At 57.4% G+C, this 13,858-nt stretch carries 17 protein-coding genes; 11 read left to right on the top strand and 6 right to left on the bottom strand.

The annotated features are described in order from the left end of the window. The first annotated feature begins 93 nt into the window (after positions 1-93). The 5 genes from ABD937_RS13480 to ABD937_RS13460 all read left to right on the top strand — a co-directional run bounded on the left by ABD937_RS13480 (position 94) and on the right by ABD937_RS13460 (position 4,009). The gene (locus ABD937_RS13480; protein ID WP_345256272.1) at positions 94-648 is read left to right on the top strand and encodes an RNA methyltransferase; all 555 of its coding nucleotides are present in this window, start codon (positions 94-96) and stop codon (positions 646-648) included. 113 nt (positions 649-761) lie between these two features. Further along, positions 762-1,730, top strand: coding sequence for a UbiA-like polyprenyltransferase (locus ABD937_RS13475; protein ID WP_345256271.1), 969 nt, complete (start codon positions 762-764; stop codon positions 1,728-1,730). A 57-nt stretch (positions 1,731-1,787) separates the two neighbouring features. Beyond that, on the top strand, positions 1,788-2,198 hold the full coding sequence (ruvX, locus tag ABD937_RS13470) for a Holliday junction resolvase RuvX (RefSeq protein WP_345256270.1): 411 nt from the start codon (positions 1,788-1,790) through the stop codon (positions 2,196-2,198). A gap of 294 nt (positions 2,199-2,492) precedes the next feature. Then, on the top strand, positions 2,493-3,074 hold the full coding sequence (def, locus tag ABD937_RS13465; protein ID WP_345256269.1) for a peptide deformylase: 582 nt from the start codon (positions 2,493-2,495) through the stop codon (positions 3,072-3,074). Continuing rightward, positions 3,071-4,009: a hypothetical protein gene (locus ABD937_RS13460; RefSeq protein WP_345256268.1), complete on the top strand. Its 939-nt coding sequence runs from the start codon at positions 3,071-3,073 to the stop codon at positions 4,007-4,009. The genes def and ABD937_RS13460 overlap by 4 nt, the downstream gene beginning before the upstream one ends. Here ABD937_RS13460 and ABD937_RS13455 read toward each other — a convergent pair. After that, on the bottom strand, positions 4,002-5,093 hold the full coding sequence (locus ABD937_RS13455; RefSeq protein WP_345256267.1) for a hypothetical protein: 1,092 nt from the start codon (positions 5,091-5,093) through the stop codon (positions 4,002-4,004). The genes ABD937_RS13460 and ABD937_RS13455 overlap by 8 nt on opposite strands. A 38-nt stretch (positions 5,094-5,131) precedes the next feature. Beyond that, positions 5,132-6,193 carry an RluA family pseudouridine synthase gene (locus tag ABD937_RS13450; RefSeq protein WP_345256266.1) on the bottom strand — a complete coding sequence of 354 codons (1,062 nt, stop codon included), beginning with the start codon at positions 6,191-6,193 and terminating at the stop codon, positions 5,132-5,134. A 240-nt stretch (positions 6,194-6,433) separates the two neighbouring features. Between ABD937_RS13450 and lipB the strand changes: the two genes are divergently transcribed. Continuing rightward, entirely contained in the window at positions 6,434-7,153 is a 720-nt protein-coding gene (gene lipB, locus ABD937_RS13445; RefSeq protein WP_345256265.1) for a lipoyl(octanoyl) transferase LipB, read from the top strand. A 459-nt stretch (positions 7,154-7,612) separates the two neighbouring features. Here the strand turns inward: lipB and ABD937_RS13440 are convergent, their stop codons facing one another. Both ABD937_RS13440 and ABD937_RS13435 read right to left on the bottom strand, forming a co-directional pair. Then, complete coding sequence (locus ABD937_RS13440) at positions 7,613-8,365, bottom strand: hypothetical protein (RefSeq protein WP_345256264.1); 753 nt, start codon at positions 8,363-8,365, stop codon at positions 7,613-7,615. A gap of 56 nt (positions 8,366-8,421) precedes the next feature. Then, positions 8,422-9,348 carry a 1-aminocyclopropane-1-carboxylate deaminase/D-cysteine desulfhydrase gene (locus ABD937_RS13435; protein ID WP_345256263.1) on the bottom strand — a complete coding sequence of 309 codons (927 nt, stop codon included), beginning with the start codon at positions 9,346-9,348 and terminating at the stop codon, positions 8,422-8,424. Between the two features lie 194 nt (positions 9,349-9,542). Between ABD937_RS13435 and ABD937_RS13430 the strand changes: the two genes are divergently transcribed. Further along, positions 9,543-10,460 carry a nucleotidyltransferase family protein gene (locus tag ABD937_RS13430; RefSeq protein WP_345256262.1) on the top strand — a complete coding sequence of 306 codons (918 nt, stop codon included), beginning with the start codon at positions 9,543-9,545 and terminating at the stop codon, positions 10,458-10,460. 156 nt (positions 10,461-10,616) lie between these two features. Here ABD937_RS13430 and ABD937_RS13425 read toward each other — a convergent pair whose 3' ends face one another. Together ABD937_RS13425 and ABD937_RS13420 are read right to left on the bottom strand one after the other, a co-directional pair. Beyond that, on the bottom strand, positions 10,617-11,744 hold the full coding sequence (locus ABD937_RS13425; RefSeq protein WP_345256261.1) for a S1C family serine protease: 1,128 nt from the start codon (positions 11,742-11,744) through the stop codon (positions 10,617-10,619). A gap of 3 nt (positions 11,745-11,747) precedes the next feature. Further along, the gene (locus ABD937_RS13420; protein ID WP_345256260.1) at positions 11,748-12,332 is read right to left on the bottom strand and encodes an RNA polymerase sigma factor; all 585 of its coding nucleotides are present in this window, start codon (positions 12,330-12,332) and stop codon (positions 11,748-11,750) included. A 103-nt stretch (positions 12,333-12,435) separates the two neighbouring features. On the opposite strand from ABD937_RS13420, the gene ABD937_RS13415 reads away from it, so the two are divergent. The 4 genes from ABD937_RS13415 to ABD937_RS13400 are packed head-to-tail and all read left to right on the top strand — an operon-like array spanning position 12,436 to position 13,502. Then, positions 12,436-12,675 carry a hypothetical protein gene (locus tag ABD937_RS13415; protein WP_345256259.1) on the top strand — a complete coding sequence of 80 codons (240 nt, stop codon included), beginning with the start codon at positions 12,436-12,438 and terminating at the stop codon, positions 12,673-12,675. A 3-nt stretch (positions 12,676-12,678) separates the two neighbouring features. Then, positions 12,679-12,924 carry a hypothetical protein gene (locus ABD937_RS13410; protein ID WP_345256258.1) on the top strand — a complete coding sequence of 82 codons (246 nt, stop codon included), beginning with the start codon at positions 12,679-12,681 and terminating at the stop codon, positions 12,922-12,924. 31 nt (positions 12,925-12,955) lie between these two features. After that, positions 12,956-13,198 (top strand): hypothetical protein, encoded by a 243-nt coding sequence (locus tag ABD937_RS13405; RefSeq protein WP_345256257.1) that lies wholly within the window; start codon positions 12,956-12,958, stop codon positions 13,196-13,198. 40 nt (positions 13,199-13,238) lie between these two features. Continuing rightward, positions 13,239-13,502, top strand: coding sequence for a hypothetical protein (locus tag ABD937_RS13400; RefSeq protein ID WP_345256256.1), 264 nt, complete (start codon positions 13,239-13,241; stop codon positions 13,500-13,502). Positions 13,503-13,858: the final 356 nt, after the last annotated feature.

The raw sequence follows: 13,858 nt of genomic DNA, 5'->3' as shown, positions 1-13,858 counted from the left end.
TGCTCCCGCCCTGAGCACCGTTAAAAGCCTCCGGAACCTCCAGCACCCTCAAAACCTTCAGAACTTTATTCCGTCCTTACCTTTGCCGCGCCGATGCGCAAGCTCACTACCGAAGAACTGGACCGCCTCTCCGTGGAGGAATTCAAGGCTGCCGAGAAGCTGCCCCTTATCGCCGTGATGGAGAACGTGCGGAGCGCCTACAATGTGGGCTCGCTGTTCCGCACCGCGGATGCCTTCTTGCTGGAGGCGGTTTACCTCGTGGGCTACACCGCCTTTCCGCCGCACAAGGAGATCCGCAAAACGGCCCTCGGCGCGGAGGATACCGTGTCCTGGAAGCATTTTGGAACAATGGCCGAAGCAATCGCCGACCTGCGGTCACTCGGCTACAAAGTGTACGCCGTGGAGCAGGCCGCCGGCAGCCGGATGCTGCAGGATATGACTTTAGGAGCAGGGGAGAAGCTCGCCGTGATCTTCGGCAATGAGGTGAGCGGCGTGGAGCAGAGCACCATCGCCGGGTGCGACGGCTGCATCGAGATTCCGCAGCTCGGGATGAAGCACTCGCTCAACGTGGCCACGGCGGCAGGCGTGGTGCTGTGGGAACTTGTGCGGCAGCAGCTGCGGGAATATCGAAAAGCGAATAACAAATAACGAATATCGAAGTGGTCGCGGCCGGCAGGTCATTGCGAGCGCAGCGAAGCAATCTCCCGAATTACACGGAGTGGTCCTGGCCGCTTCGGTACCGGGCGAAACAACAGTCAACCATGTCCACAGTCAAAAATTATCTCAGCCTCATCAAGTTTTCCCATACCATCTTCGCGATGCCCTTCGCGCTGATCGGGTTCTTCCTCGCCATCAAGCGCAATGTGCTGCTGCCGGGACTGAACATCCGATCCTCGTTCGACCACTCCGGCCAATGGAACCTGAACCGGTCGATCGGGTGGTCTGCGCAAAAAGGATGGGGTGATACCTTGACTCAGATCCTGACCGAGCGATTCGTGTTGGTCATACTTTGCATGGTCTTCGCCCGCTCTGCCGCTATGGCCTTCAACCGCTACATCGACCGGAGGTTCGACGAAAAGAACCCGCGCACCGCCATCCGCGAGATCCCGAAAGGGATCATCACCCCGAAGAATGCACTGGCCTTTACCATCGCCTGCTGCGTGCTCTTCATCGCCTGCACCGCGTTCATCAACCGCATCTGCTTCTTTCTCTCGCCGGTGGCCCTCGCCGTGGTACTGGGATACAGCTACACGAAGCGCTTTACGCCGCTTTGCCACCTCGTGCTGGGCGTCGGCCTCGCGCTCGCGCCCATCGGCGCCTGGCTGGCCGTTACCGGCTTCTTTCACTGGCTGCCGCTGCTGTTTTCCTTCGCGGTGCTTTTCTGGGTGAGCGGCTTCGACATCATCTATGCCCTCCAGGACGTCGACTTCGATACGTCCCAGCAACTTTACTCGATCCCGGCCGCGCTGGGTAAGGAAAAAGCGCTGCGCGTTTCGGAACTCCTGCACCTCTTCTCGGCCGCCTGCGTGGTAGCTGCAGGAAAGTTCGGCGGCTTCGGTCCGCTCTACTGGGTCGGCGTACTCGTTTTCATCGGGATGCTCGTGTACCAGCACGCCATCGTAAAGCCCCACGACCTGCGCCGCGTCAACCTCGCCTTCATGACCGCCAACGGCATCGCCTCCGTCGTGTTCGCCGCTTTCGTGATCGCCGACCTGTTCGTGAAGCTATAAAAAGTCAAAAACGAACCAACCTTCCAAAACCTCTCAAAACCCTTTAAAACCTTTCCCGTGGGCCGCATCCTCGCTATCGATTATGGTGGAAAACGCACCGGCCTCGCCGTCACCGACCCCCTGCAGATCATCGCCACCGGGCTGATGACCATCGAAACGGCGAAGCTGACGCCCTTCCTGAAGGAGTATATCCCGAAGGAAGGCGTGGAGCGCGTGCTCATCGGCATGCCCACCAACTGGGACGACTCCGACACGCACATCACGCAGGCCGTCCGCAATTTTATCATCCATTTCGGCCGCACCTTTCCTGCGGTGCCGATCGAGGAAGTGGACGAGCGCTATACCTCGAAGCTGGCTTCGCAGGCCATCTCCCAGATGGGCCTCAAAAAGAAAAAGCGCGAGGAGAAAGGACTTATCGACGTAGTCGCTGCCACGATGATGCTCCAGGAATACCTGGGGAGGATCTGAGCGCTCAGATGTGATGATCTCAGATCTCGGATTTCAGATGTGTGATTTCAGATTTGATGCGGACGCACAATGGCGGTATTTCAGATCCGCGATCCAGGATCTGTGATCGGTCCTGATACAAATCACCTTGCTGCCTGTCCGGGGTCGCTGGTCCGGCACCCGGGCGCGTATAGCTTCGTGTGCGCTTCGTGAAGCTGTGCGCTGCACTGTTTACGAAACGTAAAGATTGGGCGGAAGGCGCTGCAAAGATCAGCACATTAGCACATTAACTCATTAGCACATTACCTTCGCGCCATGATCCTTCCCATCGTTGCCTACGGGCATCCCGTCCTCCGCCAGGTGGCCCAGGACATCGACCCGGCCGCATATCCCGATCTCGACAAGCTCATCGCCGATATGTGGGAAACCATGTATGCATCCAACGGCGTAGGCCTTGCCGCCCCGCAGATCAACCGCGGCATCCGCCTCTTCGTGGTGGATTCGGAGCAGATCTTTGCCAACAAGGACGACGATGACGAGGACTACCCCGACGCGCCCGGATACAAAGGCGTGTTCCTCAACGCACACATCGTAGAGGAACTCGGCGACGACTGGGCCTATAACGAGGGCTGCCTCTCTATCCCACGCATCCGGGAAGACATCTACCGCGCCGAGGAAGTGACGGTCCGCTACCTCGACGAAAACCTGCAGCCGCAGGAGCGCACGTTCAACGGCGTCACCGGCCGCATCATCCTGCACGAGTACGACCATATCGACGGCAAGCTGTTCATCGACCACCTGTCGCCCCTGAAGCGCAAGCTCCTGAAGCGGAAGCTCGACGACATCAGCCGCGGGGCGATCCGGACGGATTACCGAATGCTATTCCCGAAGAAATGAAGCGACTCCTGTGCGTATTGATGTGGTGCTGCTCCGCCGTTGCGCGGGCGCAGGACACGAGTGATGTGGAAGCAGTGCGCCGCATGGTGAGCCTATCAGAGGTCGTGGTCCGCAGCGACCTCAACGTGCCCCGCTTCCTGCAGCGCATCAAGAACGATACCTCTTATTACAAGGCCTTCAAGAACCTGCACATCCTGGGCTACACCGCCCGGAACTTCATAGAGCTGTACGACAAGAAAGGCCGCTCCGATGCCAGCCTGACCAGCGTTACCCGCCAGCACGTGGCCGGCGGCTGCCGCACGATGGAGGTGCTCGAGGAAAAAGTGACGGGCGATTTTTACGACCGAAAGCGCCAGTATAACTACTACACCGCCCAGCTCTACGACGCCTTCTTCTTCACGCGTGGCCGTATCTGCGGCGAGACCAATATCGTGGCGGGTTCGGAGCACAACATCGCCGGCAAGAAAGGCCTCGACAAGAACAAGGAGCAGCTCAAGATGCTCTTTTTTCGGCCCGGCCAGAAGATCCCCGGCATCCCGTTCATGGGTAACAAGCTCGACGTGTTCGACGAGTCGATAGCGAAGCACTACAACTTCGCCATCGACACCTCCGACCTGAACGGGCATCCCTGCTACGTGTTCCGCATCGAGCGCCGGCCCGACCTCACGTCGTCGGAGCGCGGCGACATCGTGTTCGACAATATCACCACCTGGTTCGACCAGAAAACCATGGAGATCGTGGGCCGCAACTACGACATGAGCTATAAGGCCGGCGTGTACGACTTCGACGTGCACATGCAGGTGGAGATGACCAAGGTAGGCGAGTACGTGGTGCCTGCCGTGCTCCGCTACCGCGGCAACTGGCACCTGATGTTCAAGGGCCGCGAGCGTGGTGTGTTCACGGCAAGGCTGTCGGACTTCAGACTGCCTAAATAATTATTCTTCTTGGGTCAAAACCATTTGCCCTGATACTTGAGAGGTAGAGCCATGCCATCGGGCTCTTTTCGAGTGCTTTCCCTCTTGAATTTTTGTATTCTTTACCGATACGCACAAGCGCACCAATCCCTATTGCTCCAAATATAGTTGACAAGTCAGTTATTCCAGAAATTGGCGCACTAAACGCCCCTTTCGCAGCAGCACAAGCTACCGCTACTTCCTTTGATAGTATGAGTTTGTCCTTTGTAATAGCTAACTCCCGTCGCAAAGATTTCAATTCTGAGTCCATATCTTTTTCGAACTGCCGCTGAATTTCTTTTATATCAGACTCGCTATTTTCTGAGCCGGTAAGTTTTTCAACGTATTCGTCTACTTTCTTTAAATAGTTTATTCGAAATACTCGGTAGTCATGCGTTCGTTCCTTAGCCTCGCGCCTCCTCATAGCCACCAACGTCGATATTGGTAAAGCATCGGTATCCAAGACTTTAATAGAAATTGTGATTAGTCTTTCATAATTCAATGCAACTTGACTAACATCTTTGCCTAATATGTACTCTCCATCTAGCTCAGCGGTAGCAAATCGATGAATCCAAGAATAAGCATCTACCCGATCTGTGATTTTTCTTTTGGTTGTACCAGCGCAGGCGTCAGCCAATAATGACATTATCATTAATCCCATAAAAGGCGTGGTATGAAAATGATTATCTTGGTGATCTAGCCTCGCAAGATTCTGCCCATTAAGCAGTCGCCAAGTTTCATCAGCGAGCTTATTCGGATAAATCCCGTAGGTTTTCAAATTTCTCACGCTAATCTCCAAATTCAGAAAAAACCAAGGAGGTAAACCCTTTCTAACTAATTCGGAAATTCGATTATGTACTAAGTCTTTCTCCGTATCCGTGGGGTAATGCGCCTTACCTATAATCTCAATCGCTTCGTTATACAGTTTCTGATCAAACGAATGATGATTCCAGAATGGTGAAGGGGTCATATACTCGACCTGATCCCAAAGAAGAAGCGAATTCTTAATTATTTTTTTGTCGGTTATGCTCGTATGGGGATAATACAGTGCAGAAGGAAGCGCCATCGTAAGAAGTTTTGGTTGAACCAAATCTACTGAATTCCCTATTCAAAAGATCCCGTGTGCCCCTTCGTATACGTCCGCCACTTTTCAATGACGCCCGCGAGGTCCGGTGGGAGTTCGGTGTCGAAGAACATTTGCTCGCCCGTGGTCGGGTGCACAAAGCCGAGTGTCTTGGCATGCAGGGCCTGGCGGGGGCAGAGGGCAAAGCAGTTGTCGACGAACTGCTTGTACTTGGCGTAGATGGTGCCTTTCACTATGCGGTCGCCGCCGTAGGTATCGTCGTTGAAGAGGGGGTGCCCCTTGTGCTTCATGTGCACGCGGATCTGGTGGGTGCGGCCGGTCTCCAGCACGCATTTCACCAGCGACACGTAATTGAAGGATTCGATCACCTCGAAGTGGGTGATGGCCTCTTTGCCGTGGTCGCCGTCGGGGAAGGCGTCAAAGGTCTTGCGATAGCGGAGGTTGCGGCCCACGTGGGCGTTGATGGTTCCCTGCGGCGGCTCCGGAACGCCCCATACGAGGGCGCGGTACTCCCGCTGCACGGTATGGTCGAAGAACTGCTTGGCGAGGTGGCGCACCGCCTTGTCGGTCTTGGCCAGCACCAGGAGGCCGGAGGTGTTCTTGTCGATCCGGTGTACGAGGCCGAAGCGGGGGAGGGTGCTCTCGTCGATATCGGGGTGTTGCTGCCGGAGATAGTAGGCCACGCCGTTGATGAGGGTGCCCGTATAATTACCGGAGCCCGGGTGCACCACCATGCCGGCCGGCTTGTAGAGCACCATCAGGTCGGCGTCTTCGTACAGGATATTGAGGTCGATGGGCTCGGGCAGCACCTCGGTGCTTTCCGGGCTCATGTCGGAGTACACGATGATCTGGTCGTAGGGCTTGATCTTGTAGTTCTGCTTCACCTCGGCCCCGTTTACGAGCACCATGCCCGCGTTGATGGCCGCCTGCAGCTTGTTGCGCGTGGCGCCTTCGATGCGGCCCATGAGGAACTTATCGATGCGAAACGGCTCCTGGCCTTTGTCGACGGAAAAGGTAAAGCGCTCGTAAAGCTCGTCGTTGCTCTCGATGGCATCGTTCGGGATGATCTCGTTCGTAGGCATGCAGCGGCAAAGATAGCGATGCGGGAGCCGTGAACCGTGAGCGGGTGAGCAAGTGATTGGGTGAGCGGGTGAGCAGGTAAAATCAGTAACGTGAGTCTGCATCCTATGTCGTTCCGGGGCTGCCGCAGGACGACTCCTGCCAATAGACCAGTGAACCTCTAAAATGGCTCCTCGACGTAAGGCGACCCGCTCACCCGCTGACCCGCTCACCCATTGCAGCTTCCTTTATCTTTGCCCGCTATGTCCCACCCCCAACCCGTCCACTTCCGCGACCTCGGCAACATGCCTTACAAAGAGGCCTGGGTGCTCCAGGAAAGCCTGCTCCAGGAAGCCCTGCAGGTAAAAGCCCTGCGGCACCAGAGTGCTGAGCCGGTGGACCCGGCGACCTTGCCGACAAGGCACCACCTGCTTTTCGTGGAGCATCCCCCCGTATATACCCTGGGTAAGAGCGGCAAGATGGAGCACGTTCTGATCGGGGAGGCGGAGCGCGCCGGGCAGGGCATCGAGTTCTACCAGACCAACCGCGGGGGCGATATCACCTTTCATGGTCCCGACCAGGTGGTGGGCTATCCCATCCTCGACCTCGAAAAATTCTATACCGATATCGGCAAGTACCTGCGCTCGCTCGAAGACGTCGTTATCGGCACCCTCGGGGAGTATGGCATCGTGGCCGGCCGCTCCGCCGGCGAAACCGGCGTGTGGATCGACGCGCAGGTGAACGGCCGCGCGCGCAAGATCTGCGCCATGGGCGTGCGCTGCAGCCGCTGGGTCACGATGCACGGCTTTGCCCTCAACGTCAACACCGACCTGTCTTATTTCAACCACATCGTCCCCTGCGGCATCGCGGACAAGAAAGTGACCTCCATGCGTGAGGAACTCGGAAGGGACGTGCCCATGGGGGAAGTGAAAGAGAAGCTGAAGGCGAATTTCTGCCGGGTGTTTGACGTGGAGCTGGTCTAAGCGAGGAATTACAACAGCCCGCCGCAAGCGGCTCGTTTTGCTCTAAGCGGTACGAGGGTTTCACGCAAAGGCGCTAAGACGCCAAGACACAGGAATACCTTTTCCCATAGTGTCCGTTGTTGCGGCTTTGCCATCATTGCGAGGAGCAATGGCCGGTGTGAGTAATGACGTTCCGAAGCTTCAGAAATTGGTTCCCTGCACCTGGCACGAGCGCTCCTCACAATGACCCAACGCAGGGATCACGCCGTAGATGGGAAATCCTGACGCGGCCAGGACCAAAGATTTGCGTGCTCCGCGCCTTTGCGTCTCGGCGTGAAACCCGCTACGATCTTTTGGAAAAGCAAGCCGCTTGCGGCGTATGATCCTAACGCACCCACCACATGAAGGAATTGTTTTAAAGCCGGCGTCGCAAAAAAGCAAGGCCGCTTGCGGCCGTTAAACCAAAACGTCACCCCTTCGTCAAGGCTTCAGGAAGAACCGGTTTCGCTCTACCAACTTTTCATCGTTATACAACTCAAAGAAGTACCAGCCAGACTTGTAAAAATTCGCCTTGTCGAGGGTCAGGCTTTTTTCCTTTACCCCCTTCAGCTCAAACAGCACCTTGCTGCTGTCTTCGAAAAAACGGAGCGTATAATTTTCCTTGTCGGCATCGGGTAGCTTGATGCTCACATAGCCGTCGTTATTGGTGAACACAAAGCGGGAGGGTACCCATTTGGGCACCACCGGGACCTTGGGCTTTACCGCGATCGTGTCGCGGTTGATGATGACAAAGGTGTCGCGGTTGCGTACGAAGATCGAATCCCGGTATTGGCTCGGCACGGTGGTAAAGACGGTGGGGATGTTGGGACGCGGCATCACCGGCACCTGCATCCGCGACGTGTCGGGGCGCTTCGGCTTGGTGAAGTAGAAGAGCCCGCCTTCCATCACGTAGAAGAGCCGGTAAAACATGTGGTCGTTCGGTGCCGTGCGGTCGGTGAAGCCGTTCTGAACCGACTTCGGATCGGCTACCGACAGGATCGTCTTATAGGTGCCAAGCGAGTCGAAGGAGCGCTGGATCGAGATCTGCGCCAGGTTGTGAAAGGGATTTACCCAACTGATGACAAAGCGGTTGTTGCCTGCGTTGCGCACAGAGAAGCGGGGCAGGGTGTCTTGGGCCTGCAGGGCCGTGGCGCCCAGGAGGCATAGGGTAAGGATCAGGGAAGTACGTGTCATCGACCGCATGTATTGTTCCGGGTTCACTGCAAATATAGCCGCAGCCCCCCGTTGCATCAGAAGATTAACGTACCGGGTGGCAGCGACCGGTTGCCCTGCAGCCCGCCCGAATGAATGAGGAGCAGGCGGCTTCCCGGTGCGAAATGACCGTCCCGGACGAGCGCATCGGCTGCATAGAACAACTTGCCGGTATACACGAAGTCGGACGGAATACCCGTGTCGCGGTACCAGCCGTTCATGAACCCGAGCAGCTCCGGCGTGTGGCGGGCATAGCCGCCGAAGTGGAAGGTGTGCCGCATTTCTACAAGTCCGTACCGCTCTTCGGGCAGCAGTGCCCGCACCGCGTCGGGCGCGGAAGGGTCCCGGAGCACCGAAATCCCGATCACCCGCTGCCCGGGCCCGGCCGCCTGCGCCAGCCCGGCAAGGGTAGTCCCGGTGCCGACGGCAGACAGTATGTGCGTGTACTTGTCCAATTCCCCATGATCCAGGATCCGGGCTGCCCCGGAGGCGCCGTCCGGCCCGTACCCACCTTCCGGGATGACGAGCGTTTCGTTTGGGTCAAGTTCCTTCCAGACTTCCGGGGGCAGCTCCTTGTTGCGGTAGGCCGCGCGGCTGCTGAAGAAAAGCCGCATACCCAACGCGGCGGCATCCTGCAGGGTGGGGGAGGGCAGGGAGGGGGCTTCGCCCCGCACCACGGCCGCCGTACGGAGCCCGAGTGCCGCGCCGGCAGCGGCAGTGGCCAGCAGGTGGTTCGACCAGGCGCCGCCAAAGGTGAGCAGCGTGCGCTTTCCGGAAGCCCGGGCCGCGGTGAGATAACCCTGCAGCTTGAACCACTTGTTGCCCGATACCTCCGGGTGCAGCCGGTCGAGGCGCAGCACGGCCGCGTCGATGCCGTAGGGCTGGCACCAATTTTTTAGTACGTCGGCCGATATATTCCCAAGCGGAAGCTCCATAGTGCGCGAGGGCGTGAATGTAGGAACCATCCCTCATTGTTGGTCACCCCAGTTGCCGTCAGGCGTGAGGCGTCAGGCAGGAGAAGCGGGTGCCCGACATTGGTGGCTGGTCTTCTAACGCCTCACGCCTCACGCTTCACGACGCGTGGCGGAGTGACCATTCTGGAGAAAACATACAGTACATTCGCTCACGATCTAATCACCAACGAAAGTCAACAAGCAAGATGAAACCAACCTTAGTGATCATGGCGGCCGGCATGGCCTCCCGGTACGGCAGCATGAAGCAGATCCAGCAATTCGGCCCCAGCGGCGAAACCATCATGGACTATTCGATCTTTGATGCCATCCGCGCCGGCTTCGGCAAAGTCGTCTTCATCATCCGCCGCGACTTCGCGGAGGAGTTCAAAAATATCTTCGAGCCCAAGCTGAAGGGCCGCATCGAAACGGAGTACGTGTACCAGGACAAGGACGCCTTCCTCGACGGCTACCAGGCCCCCGCCGATCGCCAGAAGCCCTGGGGTACCTCGCATGCGATACTTTGCGCCAAAGATGCCGTGAGCGGTCCCTTTGCGGTCATCAATGCCGACGACTTCTACGGCGCCGACGGCTTCGTGAAGGCGGCCGAGTTCCTGAATACGCGCTGCGCGGCGGATCATTATGCACTTGTGGGCTACCAGCTGAACAACACCCTCTCCGAGAACGGCTCCGTGAGCCGCGGCGTCTGCAGCACCGATGCCCAAGGCAACCTCGTGGCCATCAACGAGCGCCTCAAGATCTACCGCAAGGACGGCAACATGGTTTCCGAAGAGCCCGATGGCTCCTTCCTCGGGCTTGACGAGAACACGCGCGCATCCATGAACTTCTGGTGCTTCCACCCCTCGTTGTTCCCCATCCTGCAGGAAGAGTTCAAGACCTTCCTCCAGCAGCAAGGCCAGGAGCTGAAGGCCGAGTTCCTCATCCCGTACTCCTGCGACCGCTTCATCAAGACCGGCCGCGGCAGCATCGAGGTGTTGGAGACCTCCGCCCAGTGGTTCGGCGTTACCTATAAGGAAGACGCGCCGGTGGTTACCGAAAGCGTGAAAAAGCAGGTCGAGAGCGGCGCCTACCCCAGCAACCTCTGGAACGTGGAGACGGTGGCCTAGTCCCGGCCCCCTGTCCCCCGAAGGGGGAACTTAGGTCAATCTTTCTTTCCTTTTACGACCTTTTCTTAAAGCACAATAAAAAAGCCCGGATAGCTACGCGATCCGGGCTTTTTTATTGTGCGGTTCAATATTCAATATTCCTTGTTCTACTGTTCTTTAGCTCACCTTCACCATGTACACGAAGTCGGCGATCTTCTTTACCTGCTGTGGCCGCTCGAGGCCTTGCAGCCGCGATGAGGTGGGCAGCTTTACCTGTACGGAAGAGTCCGTTTTACGCAGCTGCGCGAGCACGTTGTAGATATACTTGGATTGGGTGGCGAATACGACGCCCTCGGCCGTGGTCTGCCGGGCGCTCAGGATGCCCACCACCTCTCCGTTGCGGTTGAGGATGGGGCCGCCGGAGTTGCCGGGGTTGGCCGCAATGGCGATCTGGCAGGTGAGGGTGTCGCCGTTGAATCCCGTTCGGGCGGCCATATAGCCTTCGCCGTATACAGCTACGTTTCGGGGGAAGCCGAGGGTGAACACGGGCTCGGCCATCTCGGCGCCGCTCTTGCGGATGCCATAGGGGAGGGCGGCGGGGGCCTTGAAGCGGCTGTCGGTGATTTTCAGGATGGCGATGTCGCGCGCCTTATCGCTCTGCACCACCTGAACCGAAAGTTCTTCTCCGGCACTGTTCTGAACGGCGATGTTGTGCGCATTCTCGATCACGTGTGCGCTGGTGACGAGGTAGCCATTGACATCGATCAGGAAACCCGTGCCGCCCGTTGTGTATACGATCGGGGGAGCGGAAACGGCGGTCGCATCCACCTTGTTCTTTACGTCTTTGAGTACCCGGTCCTGCGCGCGGTTTTCGTTGATGGCTTGCTCGACCTTGCCTTTCAGGTATTGATACTGGGCGTCCTGGGCCTTGTTCTGTGTGGCCGGGGCGAGGCCCGACACGAGGGCCGAGATGGCCACGGCCGTGATGCCGGCGATGGAGGCGGCGATAGCTGCCGTGCGCTTATAGCGGTGGAAGAGGTAGCGCACGCGGGCGCCGCCTTCGAGTCGCGGAGACTGGATCTGGCCTTTTTCGGAGAGGTCGAGGTGGATCTCGTCGAGCTGCGCCTTCAGCTTCTTGGTATCGTCGAAGCGGTGCAGCTGCTGCATGAAGAAGGTGTGCTCCACCACCAGCTGGTCTACCTCGGGGTTCGTTTTGCGGAGCTGCTCGAAATACATCCGCTCATCGGGGCCCATCGTTCCGCTGATATAGCGCTCTACGGCTTCGAGTACATTAAGATCGTCCATACGCTACAGGTCCGTTTTATATTGTGCAAAGAATAGTTTCTTCAGGCGCAGCAGGCATTTGTACTTCTGGTTCTTGGCGTTGTCGGCATTGGTATAGCCAAACTGCGCCGCGATCTCCTGCATGCCTTTCTTCTGCAGGTAAAAGGCTTCCAGGAGGCTGCGGCAGGGTTCGCCGAGGCCGCCCATGGCCTTTTCCATGAGCTCGAATTCGCGGGCACGCTGCTCGTGGGTATCGAGCTCATCCTCCACCGGCACCGTTTCCGCATCGCTGTCGCTGCTGATGAAGCGGTTCTGCTGCAGGAGCCGCTTCAGCCAGAGGCGGCGGCTCACCGAGTAGAGATAGGTCTTCAGCTGGCAATGCAGCTCGAACCCACCGGCGGTCACCTTCTCGTAGAGGACCAGCAGCGCTTCCTGGAAGATGTCCTTGGCATCCTCGGCCGAGCCGCTGTTGTTGACCACCAGGGCCTGCACCATATTATAGTGCTCGCGGTAGATCGACTCGATCGCCTTGCGATCGTTGCGGGCCAACCCCTCCAGTATGCTTTGTTCCGTCACTACTGCCTTCACGAATTCCCTGTTTAATACCAAACTTTAAAAATAGTAACCCGGCCATAGCGTTAAAAAAATATTTTCCGCCGGCGGGGTTACCTTCTTTCGATTGCGGTATTAATCCGGAAAGAAGCCGCAAACAATGAAAAAGCTGTTCCTGCTCACCCTTACCGCCGGTCTGCTCACGGCCTGCAACTCCTCCGGCGAAAGCTCGGAGACCCAAAAAGACTCTGCGCTCGACTCACTCAAGGAAGTAAAAGAGCAAAAGATCGACTCCGTGGATAAGAAGATGGATTCGCTGATGGAGAAGACGGAGAAGACGTTCGAGCGTACCGACTCCGCCAACCAGGCCCTCGCCGACTCCGCCGAAAAAACGAAATAACCGATGAAGCGCATCCTGCTTTTTGCATCCCTCTGTGTACTGGCTGCCTGCGGCAACGACGCAGGCACGCCCGGGCAAAAGCTCGACACCCTGCTCAACAAGGCAGATCGCCTCGGAGACTCGCTGAAAGTGCAGGCCAAAGAATCCTGGGATTCGACCAAGGCCGGTGCCCGGGGCCTCGGCGAAAAAGTGGAAGGCTCCTTCGATCCGAAAAACGACACGCTTGTTCGCGACACGCCCCGTAACTAAGTCATTTAACAACCACAAATACAAGTAACAAATGAAAAAGGTATTCCTCGCCCTCGCTTTCGCCGCTTCGCTGACGGCCTGCAACAGCTCTTCCGACACGGCTGCTGACCAGAAGACCGACTCCCTGGAGAACAAAGCTGACTCCACCAAGGGTGCTATCGACTCCGCCGCTGAAGCTAAGAAGTCTGCCATCGACTCCACCACGGAGCAGAAGGTGAACGCGATCGACTCTGCCGCCGGCAAGACCGATTCCGCCAATGCTGCCCGCCAGTAAGCCTAGTTTATTCATCCAACCCAGATAACTACAACACAACATGAAAAAGTTCATCGCCATCTTCGCCCTCGCGGCTTCCCTCACTGCCTGCAACAGCGGCAGCGAATCCGGTGTTTCTACCGACTCTACGTCGACGACCACCAACACGACCACGACGGCCCCCACTACCACAACGCCTGATTCCCTGAACCAGGGCGCTGCCGGTACCACGACCCCCGCTACGGGCGCCGACACGACGACCACTACGAACAGCACCACCACGAGCACCGACACCGCTGCTCACGGTACTTCGGGTGGCCACTAAGCCCACAACCGGGACGCCTGCCCCCGGACCGTATAAAGACCTTTACTGATTTATTCATTTGGCAAGCAATCGTACGGCCTTCCTTTCCAGGAAGGCTTTTTTTATGCCCTTCGACAAGCTCAGGGTGACAGGTGGCAACCGGTCGGGAGTGAATATCGAGTATCGGATAGCGGATAGCGAAGGGGCGAAGGAACAGGGAATAAGGAACAGGGAACAGGGAACAAGGAATATGGAACCGGGAATAGATAATTCCGAAGGGCCCCCGAACAGACGCATAACAGTGCGTCCCCCCCGATATTCGGCAAAACCTTTAAAACCTTTAAAACCTTTTAAAACCTGCCAAAACCTTTTTCTTC

The organism is Flaviaestuariibacter amylovorans, from assembly GCF_039541815.1.
GTDB classification, from domain to species: Bacteria; Bacteroidota; Bacteroidia; order Chitinophagales; family Chitinophagaceae; genus Flavisolibacter; species Flavisolibacter amylovorans.
Note: the sequence above shows the minus strand (reverse complement) of the source record. Positions and strands in the feature narration are given on the sequence as shown.

What these genes read in the sequence shown, in the direction of transcription:
- ABD937_RS13480 (WP_345256272.1), top strand. Translation starts at nt 94, where the DNA reads ATGCGCAAGCTCACTACCGAAGAACTGGACCGCCTCTCCGTGGAGGAA.
- ABD937_RS13425 (WP_345256261.1), bottom strand. Translation starts at nt 11,744, where the DNA reads ATGGACGATCTTAATGTACTCGAAGCCGTAGAGCGCTATATCAGCGGA.
- ABD937_RS13440 (WP_345256264.1), bottom strand. Translation starts at nt 8,365, where the DNA reads ATGACACGTACTTCCCTGATCCTTACCCTATGCCTCCTGGGCGCCACG.
- ABD937_RS13410 (WP_345256258.1), top strand. Translation starts at nt 12,679, where the DNA reads ATGAAGCGCATCCTGCTTTTTGCATCCCTCTGTGTACTGGCTGCCTGC.
- ABD937_RS13455 (WP_345256267.1), bottom strand. Translation starts at nt 5,093, where the DNA reads ATGGCGCTTCCTTCTGCACTGTATTATCCCCATACGAGCATAACCGAC.
- ABD937_RS13475 (WP_345256271.1), top strand. Translation starts at nt 762, where the DNA reads ATGTCCACAGTCAAAAATTATCTCAGCCTCATCAAGTTTTCCCATACC.
- ABD937_RS13460 (WP_345256268.1), top strand. Translation starts at nt 3,071, where the DNA reads ATGAAGCGACTCCTGTGCGTATTGATGTGGTGCTGCTCCGCCGTTGCG.
- ABD937_RS13435 (WP_345256263.1), bottom strand. Translation starts at nt 9,348, where the DNA reads ATGGTTCCTACATTCACGCCCTCGCGCACTATGGAGCTTCCGCTTGGG.
- ABD937_RS13405 (WP_345256257.1), top strand. Translation starts at nt 12,956, where the DNA reads ATGAAAAAGGTATTCCTCGCCCTCGCTTTCGCCGCTTCGCTGACGGCC.
- ABD937_RS13415 (WP_345256259.1), top strand. Translation starts at nt 12,436, where the DNA reads ATGAAAAAGCTGTTCCTGCTCACCCTTACCGCCGGTCTGCTCACGGCC.
- ABD937_RS13430 (WP_345256262.1), top strand. Translation starts at nt 9,543, where the DNA reads ATGAAACCAACCTTAGTGATCATGGCGGCCGGCATGGCCTCCCGGTAC.
- def (WP_345256269.1), top strand. Translation starts at nt 2,493, where the DNA reads ATGATCCTTCCCATCGTTGCCTACGGGCATCCCGTCCTCCGCCAGGTG.
- ABD937_RS13450 (WP_345256266.1), bottom strand. Translation starts at nt 6,193, where the DNA reads ATGCCTACGAACGAGATCATCCCGAACGATGCCATCGAGAGCAACGAC.
- ABD937_RS13400 (WP_345256256.1), top strand. Translation starts at nt 13,239, where the DNA reads ATGAAAAAGTTCATCGCCATCTTCGCCCTCGCGGCTTCCCTCACTGCC.
- lipB (WP_345256265.1), top strand. Translation starts at nt 6,434, where the DNA reads ATGTCCCACCCCCAACCCGTCCACTTCCGCGACCTCGGCAACATGCCT.